The organism is Streptomyces sp. NPDC005004 (assembly GCF_053600675.1).
Genome location: NZ_JBSGAH010000009.1, coordinates 15806 through 30766, shown reverse-complemented (window position 1 = coordinate 30766; position 14961 = coordinate 15806). Strand labels below are relative to the sequence as shown.

Sequence of the window (14961 nt, the reverse complement as noted above, 5' to 3'; positions counted from 1 at the left end):
CCCGCGACCTCGGCAGGATCCGGAAGACAGGCCCTACGCCGCGGTCCCCCGCGCGGACAACTCCCGTTCGGCGCCGCCGCTCTCAGCGACCGGCTCCGCGAAACCCTTGGCGGGCGTGGCGGACTGCGCGATGAACGCGCCGACGAGGACGACCGCGCCGCCGAACACCTGCGGCGCCGACAGATGCTCGCCGAGAAGCACCCAGGCGAGCACGGTCGCGATGACCGCCTCCAGACAGGCGACGACCCCGGCGACCTGCGGCGAGAGCCGCCGTACCGAGAGCACGCCGGTGACGTACGCGAGCACGGTGGCGACGAGAACGATCCAGACGAGCAGCGCGGCGGCGGGTACGGCCACCGTCGTCGAGCCGCACGGTACCGCCCAGCACCCGCCAGTCCATGCCCCACGGGCGGGCGACGACCGTGAGGACGACGGTGCCGATCAGCAGACCGTACGCGATCACGCCCAGCGGGTCCGGCGCCTCCTCGCCCGCGTCACCACCCTGGTCGGACAGGACGAAGTAGCCGACCTGACAGCAGGCGGCGCCGAGCGCGAACAGCAGGCCGAGCACGTCGAAGCTCAGCCCCGACCAGACCTCGACCACACAGGCGAGCCCGCCCGCCGCGAGGACGACACCGAGCGCGGCGGCCTTGGTGACCGGCCTGTGCTGCACGAACCGCACCCAGCCGAGCACCAGCGCGGGCGCCAGATACTCCACGAGCAGCGCCACCCCGACCGGTATCCGCGAGAGCGAGGCGAAGTAGCACGCCTGGACTCCGGCGACGGCGAGGAGTCCGAACCCGGCGAGCAACGCGGGGCGGCGGAGCGGCAGATCGCGATGGCGTACGGCCACGGGGAGCATGACAAGGGCGGCACCGGCCACGCGCAGCCACACGACGTGCAGCGGATCGAGCCCCGCCTCGATCAGCGGCTTGGCCGCGACTCCCGACCCACCGAACGCCACGGCCGACACCAGGGCGAGCCCCAGCCCGGCGCCGCGGCCGCCTTCTCTGCTCCCAGACGCGTGCACGCGCACATGATGACAGGCGACGACATGAGCGTCACCCTTTTTGACTCCTGTCTCGGGGAGTGGACCGGGGGCGCGGTGCGGGCGGCGGCTTCGCCGGGGTGAACGGTGACGACGGACGTGCCGACGTGGCGGTGGGCCCCGCGAGCGCCGGGGTCAGCAGGGCGGCGCCTCATCGGCCGTGCGCGCCCGCAGCCGGTCCCGCAGTTCGCCCGCAGGAATCCCGGCGCGCTCCAGCACCTCGACAGCACGCGAGCGCGGGTCGGCCACGAGGGCGGCGAGCAGATCGACACCGTCGGCCCCGCCGTGCGGGCCCCGGCGCAGGGCGCCGCGCACCTCGGCGTCGCGCAGCGCGGCGGCCGCGACCGGCGACCATCGCTCGCCGCCCGCGATGACTTCGGCGCCGGTCACCTCGGCACCGCCCTGCCAGCGCAGCCCGTACCCGATGCTGCGCTGCACGAGATAGCCGAGCAGTCGCGCGAGCTGGGTCGGCGTGCCGACGGCCGCGCGCGCCTCGGGGTCGGACTCCAGGAGCGAGTGCAGCAGATGGGCACTGTCGATCTGCCGGTCGCCGTCGCGTACGGCTCTGCGGCGGGCACCGGCGATCACCGACGCGAAGCCGGTGCCGGGCCCGGCGTCGTTCTCGGCGCGCGGCGCGCCCTCGTCGGGGGCGGACCGGCCGACTGTGCGGGGTTCCACACCAGACACCTCATCAGCCGCCGGAGCCGACGGCATCCACGAGGGGAACCATTCTCGCGTCCCACGCTGAGCGGACAACCGGCCCGTCCTTCTCATCCTCACGGAGGAGATCCGGTCGATTCCGCCTCGGGGGCGCGCGCCGCCTTGCGTACGCCCCATGGCGCAACCTCTTGCCCCTTTGGTACGTCACACATCAAGTGGAGGACGGATGCCTGTGCTGGCTGGTGGGTCTGCCGGCGGTGGACGGCAAGCAGTACGTGTACCGGGTGTACGCCCCGGACGACGCCCTGCTCGCCGACCTGTTCTGGGACGCCTGGCACTGCCACGACGAGAGCGCCCTCCCGCGCGCGTGGGACCTGTTCGACGCGGCGGTGATACGACGCGTGCGGACGTGAGGCCGGGTCAGTCCTCGTCCGCGAGGATGAGGTACAGCTTCTTGCGGGCCTCGTTGACGACGGTGAGCGCCTTCTCGCGCTGTTCCTTCGTGCCGGTCTTCCACACCTGACCGAAGGCTTCCATCAGCCCGAACCCGGCCTGCCGGATCTCGCTCAGCGCCTCCCAGTCGACACCGCGCGTCGCCTCCTCCCAGGGAGCCTCCGGCCCCTCCTCGGCGGACGCCCGCCCGCTCTCGGTGAGGGAGAACAGCTTCTTGCCGCCCTCGCTCTCACTGGCGATCAGACCCTCGTCCTCCAGGAGCTGGAGCGTGGGGTAGACCGAGCCGGGGCTCGGCTTCCAGGCGCCCCCACTACGCTCCGCGATCTCCTGGATCATCTCGTACCCGTGCATCGGCCGGTCCTTGAGCAGCGCCAGGATCGAGGCCCGCACGTCACCGCGCCGCGCCCGCCCCCGGCCCCTGCCACGCCCCATGCCGGCCCACGGCCCCGGCCCGAACCCGGGCCCTCCGAAACCGTGCCGCCCCGGACCACCAGGACCGAACCCCGGCCCCCCGGGCCCGAACGGCCCGAACGCCTCCCGCAGCGCCTCGACTCCCCCGAACGCCCCCCAGCCGTGCCGACCGGGCCCGCCAGGACGATGCGCACGCTCGAATCCATGGTTCCGCATCGCGACCACTCCATTCCCTCGTCGATCAGTCACGTACCCATCGCGTCTCTTACGCGACATCTCAACGATATATCGCTAGCGGGCTTACGACAATGCCCTCGCGAAGAACTCCCGCTGTCGCCGCCCTGCGCCGGGGCGATAGGACCCCGCGCGCTGGTGAGACCCGTCGAGATTCCGTCATGGCCACGCGAAGACTCCGCAGCCCAGTCCGTCCTCAGCCGACCGACGGGCCGTGGTCGGCGGTCCCGCTCTGCCGAGCGGCTACAAGGCGACAACGAGCGCGCAACGAGTGGGCGGTGGCACGGCCACCGCTCACGCCTCGCCCTCTACCATCCGGGAAGGGTGCCCCCGCGCGCCCTGGGACAGGGGCTGAGCACATGGTCGACCACTTCCGTCCGGTGACCCGGCGCTTCCTGGGCGCCGCCGCGATCGGCGTGGCCTTGGCCGCCACCTCCGGATGCACCGTTCCCATCGACGCCGTCGCCGGCATCTCCGTGACCGCCGACGGCCATCTGCTCGGCGTCATGATGGTCTGCGGACATCGGATCGAGGGCGCGACCCTCTACGTGGACGGAGACGACGCGGACAAGCAGGCGACGGTCGGTTCGTGGACCGCCGACCGCCCCCTCACGCAGGGCCTCGCGACCTGGACCCTCGACTCTCCTGCCGCCGGCTGGACCGCGACCAAGTCCCTCGCGCCGCTCACCCCGAGGACCACCTACGCGCTCTACGGCTGGACCAGCGACAACAAGTGGTCGGCGAGCGAGGTCTCCTTCACCCTGGCCGACCGGGACCGACTCGCCCCGGGAAGGGTCCGCTACGACAGCGTGGCGGACAACGGCGACGAATCCGCGATCACCGTCTCCATGGCGGAGTTCAAAGCCAGGGCCTGCCGGAACACGTGACGCCACGACGCCTCCCACCAGGTCGGGGAGCGCGCCCGGTCAGGAAGCGGACCGGTCCACCCCGCCCCAACTGGCCTTGGACGCGCGCCAGTCCGGCGCTCTAGGGTCTGCGCCATGCGCATTCGAATCGTCGACGCCTTCACCGAACTGCCCTTCACCGGGAACCCCGCCGGGGTGGTCCTCCTGGACGACGTGTTTCCCGGCGACGACTGGCTGCGGAACGTCGCCGCCGAGGTGAACCACCCCGAGACCGCGTTCGCCCACCGGCTCCCGGAGGGCGGTGAGGCGGACTGGGCGCTGCGCTGGTTCACCCCTGCCACCGAGGTCGCGATGTGCGGGCACGCCACCCTTGCCACGGCCCACGTCCTGCACACCACCGGCACGCACGAGGGGCCGGTACGGTTCGCCACCCGCAGCGGGGTGCTCACGGCCACACCCGGCGACGAAGGCTGGATCACCCTGGACTTCCCGACCGCCCCGCTCACCGAGGTGGCCGCCCCGGAGGGGCTCGCGCGGGCACTCGGCGCGGACCCGGTCGCCGTCTTCGACACCGGCCCCGAAGTGGGCGATCTGCTGGTCGAGTTGGCCGACGAGAAGGCCGTACTGGAGCTGTCCCCCGACCCCAGGGAGATCGCCGGGTGCTCCTCGCGCGGCGTGATCGTCACCGCCCGCGCCGAAAACCCCACGCTCGGCTGCGACTTCGTCTCCCGCTGCTTCTTCCCGAACGTCGGCATCGACGAGGACAGCGTCACCGGCAGCGCCCACACCGCCCTCGCGCCCTACTGGTCCGCCCGCCTCGGCCGCGACGACCTCACCGGTCTCCAGGCGTCCCGCCGCACCGGCTACGTCCGCACCCGTCTGCGCGGCGACCGCACCCTGCTGATCGGCCGCGCGGTGACGGTGATCGACGGGGAACTGCACGCCTGACAAGCGAGGTCGAGCGCACGCGGGACGGTGTCGGCCCGGCGCCGTCCCTCAGGCCGTCGGCAGCCACCCCACCTTGCCCGCGAGGAGCGCGTATCCGACGAACGCGCCGATGTCGAGCAGCGAGTGCGCGACGACCAGGGGGCCGACGCGGCCCCAACGGCGGTACAGCCAGACGAAGACCACACCCATGACCATGTTGCCGATGAAGCCGCCGATGCCCTGGTAGAGGTGGTAGGAGCCGCGCAGCACCGCGCTGGCGAGCAGGGCGGTACCGGGCGTCCAGCCCAACTGCCCCAGTCTGCGCAGCAGATAGCCGACGACGATGACCTCTTCGAGCACCGCGTTCTGCACGGCGGACAGCACCAGCACGGGGAACTTCCACCACACGTCGGGCAACGCCTCGGGCACCACGGTGAGGTTGAAGCCGAGGGCGCGTGCGGCGAGGTAGAAGGCGATACCGGTGCTGCCGATCACCGCCGCGACCGCCGCGCCCCGCGCCAGGTCGCACCACGGCCTGCCGCGGTCGAACCCGATGACCCTGAGGCTCCTGCCCTCCCGCTGCAGCAGATGCGCCACGAGGAACACGGGCACCAGCGCGGACGCGATGCCGAAGAGCTGCCAGGCGAGGTCCAGCCAGGGACGCCCCGGCGCGGCCGAGGCGTTGAGCGTGGCCGCCTGGTCCTTCAGCCCCCCGGGCTCGGTGACCGACCCGACGAAACTGATGAGCGCCGACACCCCGCTCGCCCCCAGCGAGAGCGCCAGCACAAGCAGGGTCTCGTCCCGCAGCATCCGCCGCGGACTCCGCTCCCGGGGAAGGGACTCGGCCACCGGTTCAGCCTCCACCTGCGCTCGACCTCAGAGACCCCGCAAGGATCGCAGAACCCCGCCCGCACCCCACGCACCGGGTCACACGACCCACCGTCCCCTGCGCCAGGCGCGGTCCACGGTGGCGAAGTCGGCCGACTCCCTGAGAAGGCGCCCACCGCACACGGCGTCGCTCCAAAACACCGCCGCGGTCAAAACGGAAGCACCACCACAGAAACGGGAAGCACCCGGCGCAGCCGGCCTCGCCACGCCGCCCCGGAGCACCGACGTGGCCGGCCCCGCCCGCCCCTCTGCTCCGAGAGGCAGCGACGCGACCGGCTCCGCCACGCCCGTCACCTCATCGGCACCAGGCGCAGCGGACCCCCACCGCCCCGGTCACCCCGGCAGCACCTCCGCCTGTCACGATCCACCCCCGCCGCGACGACCTCGCCGAACCCGCGGAGCGCCCCTCACCCCAGAGCCACCGCCGCAGGTACCCCCACCGGCCACGTGTGCACCGGCTCGCCCGCGTGCATCAGCTCGCCGTACCGACGTGTCGTGGCAGCCAGGGCCGCCTGCCGGTCCATGCCCCGTTCCAGGGCCCGGTGGAAGGTGGCCGCCTGCCAGGAGGCGCCGTTGACGCGGCGGCGGCAGCGTTCCTCGATCACGCCGAGGTAGAAGTCGCGGTCGGCGGGCTCGATGCCCCAGGCGTCGAGGCCGGCCGAGGCCATGGGGAGGAGTTCCTCGCGGACGAGGGTGACCGCGTCGGTCTCGCCGACGCCGCCGTAGCGGCCCCGCCGGGGCCAGACGAAGCGGGCGTCGATGCCGTACCGGCAGGCCGCGTCGAAGTTGGCCTCGGCGGCCGTGAAGGGCAGCCGGGTCCACACCGGGCGAGGCTCCTCGGCGAGGGCACGCACCAGCCCGTAGTAGAAGGCCGCGTTGGCGATCACGTCGGTGATGGTGGGCCCGGCGGGCAGCACCCGGTTCTCCACGCGCAGATGCGGTACGCCGTCCGCGATGTCGTAGACGGGCCGGTTCCAGCGGTACACCGTGCCGTTGTGCAGGACGAGTTCGGCGAGCCGGGGGACGCCGCCCGCGTCGAGGACCTCCAGCGGGTCCTCGTCGTCGCAGATCGGCAGCAGGGACGGGAAGTAGCGCAGGTTCTCCTCGAACAGCTCGTACGCGGAGGACACCCACCGCTCCCCGAACCAGGTCCGCGGCCGCACCCCCTGCGCCTGGAGCTCAGGCGGACGCGTGTCCGTCGCCTGAAGGAACAGCGGCGGCCGGGACTCGCGCCACAGCTCGTGTCCGAAGAGGAAGGGCGAGTTGGCCCCGACCGCGATCTGGGCCGCGCTCGCGACCTGCGCCGCGTTCCACACGTCCGCGAACCGCCCCGGGGTGACCTGGAGATGGAGTTGTACGGAGGTGCACGCCGCCTCGGGCACGATGGACCGGGAGGTGCACCGCAGGTGCTCGACCCCGTCGATGTCGAGCCGGAAGTCCTCGCCGCGCGCGGCCACGATCTGGTCGTTGAGGAGCGCGTACCGGTCCACCTCGGAGAGGTTGGAGGAGACCAGGTCGTCACGGCCGAGCGTGGGCAGGATGCCGATCATCAGGATGCCCGCGTCGACCTCGCCGGCCTTGCGGTCGGCGTACGCGAGGGACGTGCGCAGTTCCTCGGCCAGCCCGTCGAAAACCCGGCCGCCCAGCCGGTGCGGCGCTATGTTCACCTCCAGATTGAACATGGCGAGTTCGGTCTGGAAATCCCGGCTGGCGATCCGCTCCAGAACCTGACCGTTCAACATTCGTGGCAGGCCGTCGGCGCCGGCGAGATTCAATTCGATCTCGAGCCCCATGAGGTTCTTGGGCCGGTCGAAACGCTTCTCTGCCAGCAGCCGCTCCAGTCCCGCCAGGCACCGCTGGAGCTTTTCGCGGTAGCGCCCGCGATCGGACAGGTCGAACGACCCTGCCACGACCTTCTCCCCCATGCAAATATCCCTCCTCGGACGGGCGACCCGAGGGTCCGGCCGCCGGGCTCACCGGTCCGGTCTCCCGGATCAGGTGGGATGATGCCCAGCGGAAGCGATCCATAACGCCACATCCGGCCTCGCCGCCCGTTATTCTGTCGTGGTGTCCTGCGGCACATTCACTGGGCATACCGCAGCACGCACCTTCGGGTGCCCAGATCGTCTCGTGAAAAACGCCGACGACATTCGGCCGACCGCGTGACACGCGGAGCGCGAGGTCAGCGACACGGACCGCCCCGGAAATCGGGAGGAATACCGCAGATTCCCGGCCGGATATCCGCTTGTTCCGATCACCGGAATCCGATAGCCGAAACACCACCTGAACACGTGTCGTATAAACTTCGCGGAGAAGGCCGAAGGTTGGCGCCCCGGTATCGGTTTCCGACGCGTTCCCACCGTGTTCCCGCCGTCAGGTGACGGACGGCGGGCCTCAGCCACACCCGCGTCCACCGCCCCGGGCCCCCATCTCCCAGGCCGCCCACCTGTGAGCAGACAGCGCCGTCCGCCCTACCCTCCTCGCGCCGCCGCGCCTGTCGAACGAGAGGCGACCCACCATGCCGCTGCACGTTCCCCCTGCCCCCGCGCCCGCACTGCGCACCGTCCTCACGGCCCTCGGTTCCCCCACCGCGGTACGTGAGGACCGCACTCCCTCCCTGCGCGCAGCTCAGGGACCTGTCACCGCCGAACTCCCGCTCGCCGTGCACGTGTTGGACCACGCCACCGACCCGGGTCCGGCTGCGACCCGACTGGCCGGCTGGCGCTTCCTCATCCGCTCCGCCGACCGTGCCGTGGCCGCCGCGGACACCATGCCGACCCCCGACGGCTGGGCCTTCTCGCGCTTCTTCGAGGGCCCCTACCTCCCCTCCACCGAACGCGCGCTCCAGCAGGCCGAGACGCTGCAACAGCCTTATCAGCCACGCCTGTTGTCCGTGCCAAGCCTCTACATGCTCACCCTGTGGCTGCACGGCGACATCACCGCCGACCCGGCCGAGGGCCTCCCGGCCGCCGACGACCTGCTGATCCCGCTCGCCCCGGCCCCGCCGGGAATCTCCGCACACCGGCCGCACCGTGCGTCGGAGTTGCTGCCCGTCCTCACCCTCCGGGCGAACCGCCTCCCGCTCCTCGGCTCTCCCGCCTGACCCAGCCGAAACCGACAGCGACACCGGCACCGGCACCGGCACCGGCACCGAAATCGCACCCCCGTACCCCGCTTCCGCGCGCCGGAAGCGGGGTACGACTGTCCCCGGGCCGACGCCACGACCCGCGCGGAGCCCCGGATCATCCCGGACAGCCCATGTGGACCATGCGGACTAGCCCCTTCCGGTGACTGCGAACCACCCAAAATGACAGTGCGGTTGGATTGAACCGTCCGCGTGGGTGACACGTCATCAACCTGTGAGAAGCGGTGCCGCGAAATCCCTGCGGAACGACGCCCGTAGGGCAACACTGGGTTCCGACCGACTCATTACGGGGGACGGACATGACCACGACAGAGCGAGAGATCCCAGCCATGTGCCAGCACCAGCCGCCGTGCCCGCCAGCCGAGTCCGCCGACCGCGAGTCCGCCCGCCTCGTGGCGCACCACCCGGAGCAGGGATGGAGTCTGCTGTGCAACGGCGTGCTGCTCTTCGAGGACACCGGTGAGCTGCTGCCCGACGGCCGGGTGATCGCACCGCACCGCCCGCTCGGCGCGGACCACGTGATGACCGCCGCCTGAGCGGCGCACCGAGCACCACCCGGAAGCCCCGCGGGGCACCCGGCGATCCGAGGGGCCGGACGCACACCGACCACGTGCGCACCGGCCCCGACGCATGTCCGGGAGCAGTTCGAGTCCGGCACCCCTCGCCAGGGACCTGTCAGAGGCATCCCGCCGGCTGGTCGGATCGGCCCGGTGGGAGTGGGATGGAGGGAGAGCCCCGCGCGCGGGGAGAGCCGTCTCGAGGAACGGTGCTGTGATGCCGGGTTACGACGCCTCCGCCACCACCCGGGTGGTGGCCGGCGTGAGCGGGTCCCTGGGCAGTGTGGCGGCCCTGCGCCAGGCCACCGCGCTGTCCCGCCGACTGGGCGCCGAGCTGTGGCCCGCACTCGCCTGGGAGCCGCCCGGCGGAGAACCGGCCGCGCGCCGCTCGTTCGTCCACGACCCGCTCCTGGAGGAGTGGCAGCGCCTGGCCGAGCAGCGGCTGGTCTCGGTGCTGGAGGAGGTCTTCGGTGAGACCGGTCCGGGGTTCCCGCTGCACCCCGTGATCATCCGGGGCACCCCGGGCCGCGCCCTGGTGATGGTGGCGGACCGGGAGAGCGACCTGCTCGTCGTCGGCGCCGGACGGCGCAAACTCCGCCACCCCTTCTCCGGCCGCGTCTCGCGCCACTGCCTCTCCCACGCCCACTGCCCGGTCCTCGCCGTGCCGCCCTCACCGCTGGAGTCGCAGCTGGTCGCCGTCCACCGGCGCAACGCCTGGCATCTGCGCATCGACACCCGCGAGCTGTGAACCCACGGCACACTCACGCCGCGCCGGCGAGCCACACCTCCCCCCCTCCGCACGCCCCGCACCGAGCCCGCCGTACGCCCCCACCGGCTGCGGACGCGCCCCGCCCGGGGCAGCATGGAAATGTCATACGAGACGTATGGACGACCTAGCTTGAGATGACGCTCGGTGTCCGCCCCGGGAGCGCGGACCAGACCACCTCCGATCCCTGTCCGCCGTGCCCCGCCAGGCTCCGGGCCTCCGCTTTTGCTGCTTCGCCACCACCAGCCGGGCCATTCTTAACGCAAGATTGACGCCGCCGGCTCCGGCAGGCATGGGCCTTGGCGTCACTCTCCGCTTACGCTGGTGCCGCCGTCCGCGTGATGGCCGCAGAGAGCCGCAGAGAGCTGAGCCGCACACCAGGAGCACGCCGATGGCCACGACCGAGCACCCTCCCAGTCGCCTGCGCGCCTGGATGCTTGAGGGGCTGTCCGACATGGGCAGGAGCGGCGGCCTGACCGGACCCCACGCCGAGCCGGAGCCCCCGCACAAGGGGCAGCGCTGGTGGCGGGTGATGTGCCTGACCGGTGTCGACTACTTCTCCACCCTCGGCTACCAGCCGGGCATCGCGGCCCTGGCAGCCGGACTCCTCTCCCCCGTCGCGACCGTCGTCCTGGTCGTCGTCACTCTGGCGGGCGCGCTCCCGGTGTACCGGCGGGTGGCGCAGGAGAGCCCGCACGGCGAGGGCTCGATCGCGATGCTGGAGCGGCTGCTGTCGTTCTGGCAGGGCAAGCTGTTCGTCCTGACGCTGCTCGGCTTCGCGGCCACGGACTTCCTGATCACCATCACCCTGTCCGCCGCCGACGCCTCGACCCACATGGTGGAGAACCCGCATCTGACGAGCCTGCTCCAGGGCCATCAGATGCTGATCACCCTGCTCCTCGTGGCGCTGCTCGGCGCGGTCTTCCTCAAGGGCTTCCTGGAGGCGATAGGCGTCGCCGTCGCCCTGGTCGGCATATACCTCGGGCTGAACGTGGTCGTGGTGATCACGGGGCTGTGGCACGTGCTGACCGCCGAGCACGTGGTGACCGACTGGACCACCGCGCTGACCGCGCAGCACGGCAACGTCTTCGTGATGATCGGCGTCGCCCTGATCGTCTTCCCGAAGCTCGCCCTCGGCCTGTCCGGCTTCGAGACCGGCGTGGCCGTGATGCCGCATGTCCGGGGCGACGAGGGCGACACCGAGGAACGGCCGACCGGCCGCATCCGGGACACCAAGAAGCTGCTCACCACGGCCGCCGTGATCATGAGCTGCTTCCTCATCACCACCAGCTTCATCACCACGCTGCTGATCCCGGCGCAGGAGTTCAAGCCCGGCGGCCAGGCGAACGGCCGCGCCCTCGCCTACCTGGCGCACGAGTACCTGGGCAACGCCTTCGGCACGGTGTACGACGTCTCGACCATCGCGATCCTGTGGTTCGCCGGCGCCTCCGCCATGGCGGGCCTGCTCAATCTGATGCCGCGCTATCTGCCCCGCTACGGCATGGCACCGCACTGGGCGCGCGCCGTCCGCCCGATGGTCATCGTCTTCATCCTGATCGCCTTCCTGGTGACCTGGCTCTTCGACGCCAACGTGGACAAGCAGGGCAGCGCCTACGCCACCGGTGTGCTGGTGCTGATCAGCTCGGCCGCCATCGCGGTGACCATCGCCGCGCACAAGGCGAAGGAACGCGGCTGGACCGTCGGGTTCGCGGTGATCGCGACGGTGTTCCTCTACACGACCGTCGTGAACGTCATCGAGCGCCCGGACGGTGTGAAGATCGGCGCCTGCTTCATCGCGGGCATCATGCTGGTCTCGCTGCTGTCCCGGCTGGCCCGCGCCTTCGAGCTGCGCGTGACCAGCGTGACGATGGACCCGATGGCGGAACGATTCATCAGGGACATGGCCAGCCGCAAGATCCGGTTCATCGCCAACGAGCCCGACCAGCGTGACAAGGCCGAGTACCGCGACAAGATCGAGCAGATCCGCGCCGACAACGACATGCCCGAGCAGGAGGACTTCGTCTTCGTCGAGGTCAAGGTGTCCGACCCCTCGGAGTTCGAGTCCTGCCTCGCGGTGCACGGCGAGGTCCTGCACAACCGCTACCGGGTGCTGACCGTCGAGTCCGCCTCGATCCCCAACGGTCTGGCCGCGCTTCTCCTGCACGTGCGCGACATGACCGGCCGCACCCCGCACATCTACTTCGAGTGGACGGAAGGCAACCCGTTCGCCAACTTCCTGCGCTTCTTCCTCTTCGGACAGGGCGAGGTCGCCCCCGTCACCCGTGAGGTCCTGCGCGAGGCGGAGCCGGACCGGGCCCGCCGCCCGCGCGTCCACACAGGCTGAGCCCAGCCGGGCGGGGTCCCCCGTCCGTCCCCTCGGAGCACTGCGCGAGACACGCGAACCCGGACCCGTGTGCCCCGTTCCCGACCTCTGGATTTATGGTGACGACCATGCAGTCATACACCATCGGCCAGGCGGCGCGGCTGCTCGGCGTGAGCCCGGACACCGCACGACGCTGGGCCGACGCCGGCCGCATGGCCACGCACCGCGACGAGTCAGGGCGACGCCTGATCGCGGGCAAGGACCTCGCGGCCTTCTCCGTGGAGCTGGCCCAGACGGGCGCCGGCGAGGAGGAGACCTCCTACACCTCGGTCCGCAACGCCTTCCCCGGCATCGTGACCGCCATCAAGCTCGGCGACGTCGCCGCCCAGGTCGAGATCCAGGCGGGTCCGCACCGGCTGGTCTCCCTGCTCACCCGCGAAGCGGTGGACGAACTCGGCCTGGAAGTCGGCATGGAGGCCACGGCGCGCGTGAAGTCCACGAACGTCCACATTGACCGCGTCTGAACGTTGATTGACGCATAGCGACCGGCGCGGGCGCCCCGAAGCGGTGGCTCCCGGCCACCGGTGAGCGCGCTGCCGCGCCGGGCGCCGCAGCGGTCCTGGGGCAGCACCCGTCGCGGACCCGCCGCATCGAGCGGAGTGCCGTCGGCCGTCCATGCGCCACGAGCGGCCGGCCGGCAGGCGGGTCGGGCCAGTCGCCGGTCATGGCCGCCTGCGCGAGTGACACCTTGCGTCCCAGGAATCGACAACCGCAAAACGGTGACCCACAAGCGCATATGCCAGCCCCAACTCACGGTTTTGCCGCTCATGCGATGCTCCGAATGGTCTACCACTCGCAATTGCGGCACTATCATCACCTCATGGCCGATGTCTGGCCCGGGAAGAGCACACATGGCTGTTCCAGTGATCGTGAGGAGTGGAACCGTGATGACCCGATCCGTGCGCCGGACCCGCCGGGCGCTGCCGCTGGCCGGGGTGGGAGTTGCCGCCCTGCTGGCGCTCAGCGCGTGCTCCTCCTCCGACGGGTCCACGCCCGCCAAGGCGGACTCGTCGGACTCCGCCTCGGCGAGCCCGAAGCTGAAGGGCACCGTCACCGTGTTCGCGGCGGCCTCTCTCAAGGAGACCTTCACGACGCTCGGCAAGGACTTCGAGAAGCAGCACCCGGGCACGAAGGTCGAGTTCAACTTCGGCGGCAGCGACACCCTCGCCGCGAGCATCACCAGCGGCGCCCCGGCCGACGTCTTCGCCGCGGCCAGCCCCGCCACCATGGCGACCGTGACCGGCAAGAAGGACGCCGTCGGTGCCCCGGCCACCTTCGCGCGCAACCAGCTCGAGATCGCCACCCTGCCGGGCAACCCCGACAAGGTCGGCTCCCTGAAGGACCTGACCGACCCCCGGCTCAAGGTCGTCCTGTGCGACAGGACGGTGCCCTGCGGCGCCGCCGCCCAGAAGGTCCTGGACGCCGGCCACCTCAAGGTCACCCCGGTCTCCTACGAGCAGGACGTGAAGTCCGCGCTCAACAAGGTGGAGCTGAAGGAGGCCGACGCCTCCCTCGTCTACAAGACCGACGTCAAGGCCGCCCGGGGCAAGGTCGCGGGTGTGGAGTTCCCCGAGTCCAAGGACGCGATCAACGACTACCCGATCGCCCTGCTGAAGAACTCGGACAACGCCGGCACCGCCAAGGCGTTCATCGCCCTGGTCCAGTCGCCCGAGGGCCAGAAGGTGCTGACCCAGGCCGGCTTCCTCAAGCCGTGACCGCGCTCGACAGCAACGACGCCGCGACCGCTCCCCGCAGGGGAGGGCCGCGGCGCCCCCGCGTCCGCGCCCACCGGCGCGGCGTACCGCTCCCGCTGCTGGTGCCGGGGCTCGTGGCCATCGCGTTCCTGCTGGTGCCCCTCCTCGCGCTGCTCGTGCGCGCGCCCTGGAAGAGCCTGCCCGACCAGTTGACCAGCCCCGAGGTGTGGCAGGCGTTGCAGTTGTCGCTGATCAGCGCGACGGCCGCCACCGCGGTGAGTCTCGTCCTCGGAGTGCCGCTGGCGTGGATCCTCGCGCGCACCGAGTTTCCCGGCCGGGGAATCCTGCGCGCCCTGGTGACGCTGCCGCTGGTGCTGCCGCCGGTCGTCGGAGGTGTGGCCCTGCTGCTCGCCCTCGGGCGCAACGGCGTCGTCGGCAAGTGGCTGGACGCCTGGTTCGGGATCACCCTGCCGTTCACCACCGCCGGTGTGATCATCGCGGAGGCGTTCGTCGCGATGCCCTTCCTGGTCATCAGCGTCGAGGGCACCCTGCGTGCGGCCGACCCTCGCTTCGAGGAGGCGGCCACCACGCTCGGCGCGTCCCGCTTCACCGCGTTCCGCCGGGTCACCCTGCCGCTGATCGCGCCCGGTGTCGCCGCCGGTTCCGTCCTGGCCTGGGCGCGCGCGCTCGGCGAGTTCGGCGCGACGATCACCTTCGCGGGCAACTTCCCGGGCCGTACCCAGACCATGCCGCTCGCGGTCTACCTCGCCCTGCAGAACGACCCCGAGGCGGCGATCTCCCTCAGCCTGATCCTGCTGGCCGTGTCCATCGCGGTCCTGGCGGGGCTGCGGGACCGGTGGATGACGGGAGCGTGACGGTGCCGCGAGGATGGAAGCCGGCCCCTGCGCGCGTACCGACGGAGGACAGTT

At 71.4% G+C, this 14961-nt stretch carries 14 protein-coding genes and 1 pseudogene; 10 read left to right on the top strand and 5 right to left on the bottom strand.

Annotated elements, in window-relative coordinates; all coding sequences use genetic code 11:
- Positions 1-33: 33 nt before the first annotated feature.
- Positions 34-1036: pseudogene (locus ACWEEU_RS14565) on the bottom strand (EamA family transporter).
- Positions 1037-1183: 147 nt separating this feature from the next.
- Entirely contained in the window at positions 1184-1726 is a 543-nt protein-coding gene (locus ACWEEU_RS14560) for a Clp protease N-terminal domain-containing protein (RefSeq protein ID WP_451732170.1), read from the bottom strand.
- 197 nt (positions 1727-1923) lie between these two features.
- Between ACWEEU_RS14560 and ACWEEU_RS14555 the strand changes: the two genes are divergently transcribed.
- Positions 1924-2121, top strand: a complete 198-nt coding sequence (locus ACWEEU_RS14555; RefSeq protein WP_385746567.1) for a hypothetical protein — start codon at positions 1924-1926, stop codon at positions 2119-2121.
- A 7-nt stretch (positions 2122-2128) separates the two neighbouring features.
- Here ACWEEU_RS14555 and ACWEEU_RS14550 read toward each other — a convergent pair whose 3' ends face one another.
- Positions 2129-2788: a PadR family transcriptional regulator gene (locus ACWEEU_RS14550; RefSeq protein WP_451732167.1), complete on the bottom strand. Its 660-nt coding sequence runs from the start codon at positions 2786-2788 to the stop codon at positions 2129-2131.
- A 377-nt stretch (positions 2789-3165) separates the two neighbouring features.
- On the opposite strand from ACWEEU_RS14550, the gene ACWEEU_RS14545 reads away from it, so the two are divergent.
- Together ACWEEU_RS14545 and ACWEEU_RS14540 are read left to right on the top strand one after the other, a co-directional pair.
- Positions 3166-3693 (top strand): hypothetical protein, encoded by a 528-nt coding sequence (locus ACWEEU_RS14545; RefSeq protein ID WP_451732164.1) that lies wholly within the window; start codon positions 3166-3168, stop codon positions 3691-3693.
- Between the two features lie 114 nt (positions 3694-3807).
- Positions 3808-4620, top strand: coding sequence for a PhzF family phenazine biosynthesis protein (locus ACWEEU_RS14540; RefSeq protein ID WP_451732161.1), 813 nt, complete (start codon positions 3808-3810; stop codon positions 4618-4620).
- A gap of 48 nt (positions 4621-4668) precedes the next feature.
- On the opposite strand, the gene ACWEEU_RS14535 is transcribed toward ACWEEU_RS14540, so the two are convergent.
- On the bottom strand, positions 4669-5409 hold the full coding sequence (locus tag ACWEEU_RS14535) for a CPBP family intramembrane glutamic endopeptidase (RefSeq protein ID WP_451732714.1): 741 nt from the start codon (positions 5407-5409) through the stop codon (positions 4669-4671).
- A 485-nt stretch (positions 5410-5894) separates the two neighbouring features.
- A complete protein-coding gene (locus tag ACWEEU_RS14530; protein ID WP_385746510.1) occupies positions 5895-7412 on the bottom strand; it encodes a glutamate--cysteine ligase in 1518 nt (505 codons plus the stop codon).
- A 593-nt stretch (positions 7413-8005) separates the two neighbouring features.
- Here ACWEEU_RS14530 and ACWEEU_RS14525 point away from each other — a divergent pair.
- The 7 genes from ACWEEU_RS14525 (at position 8006) to ACWEEU_RS14495 (ending at position 14907) form a co-directional block, all read left to right on the top strand.
- On the top strand, positions 8006-8590 hold the full coding sequence (locus ACWEEU_RS14525) for a hypothetical protein (protein ID WP_451732158.1): 585 nt from the start codon (positions 8006-8008) through the stop codon (positions 8588-8590).
- A gap of 371 nt (positions 8591-8961) precedes the next feature.
- Positions 8962-9168 (top strand): DUF5999 family protein, encoded by a 207-nt coding sequence (locus ACWEEU_RS14520; RefSeq protein WP_116152356.1) that lies wholly within the window; start codon positions 8962-8964, stop codon positions 9166-9168.
- A 238-nt stretch (positions 9169-9406) separates the two neighbouring features.
- Positions 9407-9937: a universal stress protein gene (locus tag ACWEEU_RS14515; RefSeq protein WP_451732155.1), complete on the top strand. Its 531-nt coding sequence runs from the start codon at positions 9407-9409 to the stop codon at positions 9935-9937.
- 409 nt (positions 9938-10346) lie between these two features.
- Positions 10347-12299 (top strand): APC family permease, encoded by a 1953-nt coding sequence (locus ACWEEU_RS14510; RefSeq protein ID WP_385746504.1) that lies wholly within the window; start codon positions 10347-10349, stop codon positions 12297-12299.
- Between the two features lie 107 nt (positions 12300-12406).
- Complete coding sequence (locus ACWEEU_RS14505) at positions 12407-12802, top strand: TOBE domain-containing protein (protein WP_385746503.1); 396 nt, start codon at positions 12407-12409, stop codon at positions 12800-12802.
- Positions 12803-13225: 423 nt separating this feature from the next.
- Complete coding sequence (gene modA, locus ACWEEU_RS14500; protein WP_451732150.1) at positions 13226-14053, top strand: molybdate ABC transporter substrate-binding protein; 828 nt, start codon at positions 13226-13228, stop codon at positions 14051-14053.
- Positions 14050-14907 (top strand): ABC transporter permease, encoded by an 858-nt coding sequence (locus ACWEEU_RS14495; protein WP_385746499.1) that lies wholly within the window; start codon positions 14050-14052, stop codon positions 14905-14907. Before modA ends, ACWEEU_RS14495 begins: the two co-directional genes overlap by 4 nt.
- Positions 14908-14961 lie beyond the last annotated feature (54 nt).

What these genes read in the sequence shown, in the direction of transcription:
- ACWEEU_RS14535 (WP_451732714.1), bottom strand. Translation starts at nt 5,409, where the DNA reads ATGCTGCGGGACGAGACCCTGCTTGTGCTGGCGCTCTCGCTGGGGGCG.
- ACWEEU_RS14540 (WP_451732161.1), top strand. Translation starts at nt 3,808, where the DNA reads ATGCGCATTCGAATCGTCGACGCCTTCACCGAACTGCCCTTCACCGGG.
- ACWEEU_RS14530 (WP_385746510.1), bottom strand. Translation starts at nt 7,412, where the DNA reads ATGGGGGAGAAGGTCGTGGCAGGGTCGTTCGACCTGTCCGATCGCGGG.
- ACWEEU_RS14550 (WP_451732167.1), bottom strand. Translation starts at nt 2,788, where the DNA reads ATGCGGAACCATGGATTCGAGCGTGCGCATCGTCCTGGCGGGCCCGGT.
- ACWEEU_RS14505 (WP_385746503.1), top strand. Translation starts at nt 12,407, where the DNA reads ATGCAGTCATACACCATCGGCCAGGCGGCGCGGCTGCTCGGCGTGAGC.
- modA (WP_451732150.1), top strand. Translation starts at nt 13,226, where the DNA reads ATGACCCGATCCGTGCGCCGGACCCGCCGGGCGCTGCCGCTGGCCGGG.
- ACWEEU_RS14545 (WP_451732164.1), top strand. Translation starts at nt 3,166, where the DNA reads ATGGTCGACCACTTCCGTCCGGTGACCCGGCGCTTCCTGGGCGCCGCC.
- ACWEEU_RS14520 (WP_116152356.1), top strand. Translation starts at nt 8,962, where the DNA reads ATGTGCCAGCACCAGCCGCCGTGCCCGCCAGCCGAGTCCGCCGACCGC.
- ACWEEU_RS14515 (WP_451732155.1), top strand. Translation starts at nt 9,407, where the DNA reads ATGCCGGGTTACGACGCCTCCGCCACCACCCGGGTGGTGGCCGGCGTG.
- ACWEEU_RS14525 (WP_451732158.1), top strand. Translation starts at nt 8,006, where the DNA reads ATGCCGCTGCACGTTCCCCCTGCCCCCGCGCCCGCACTGCGCACCGTC.
- ACWEEU_RS14510 (WP_385746504.1), top strand. Translation starts at nt 10,347, where the DNA reads ATGGCCACGACCGAGCACCCTCCCAGTCGCCTGCGCGCCTGGATGCTT.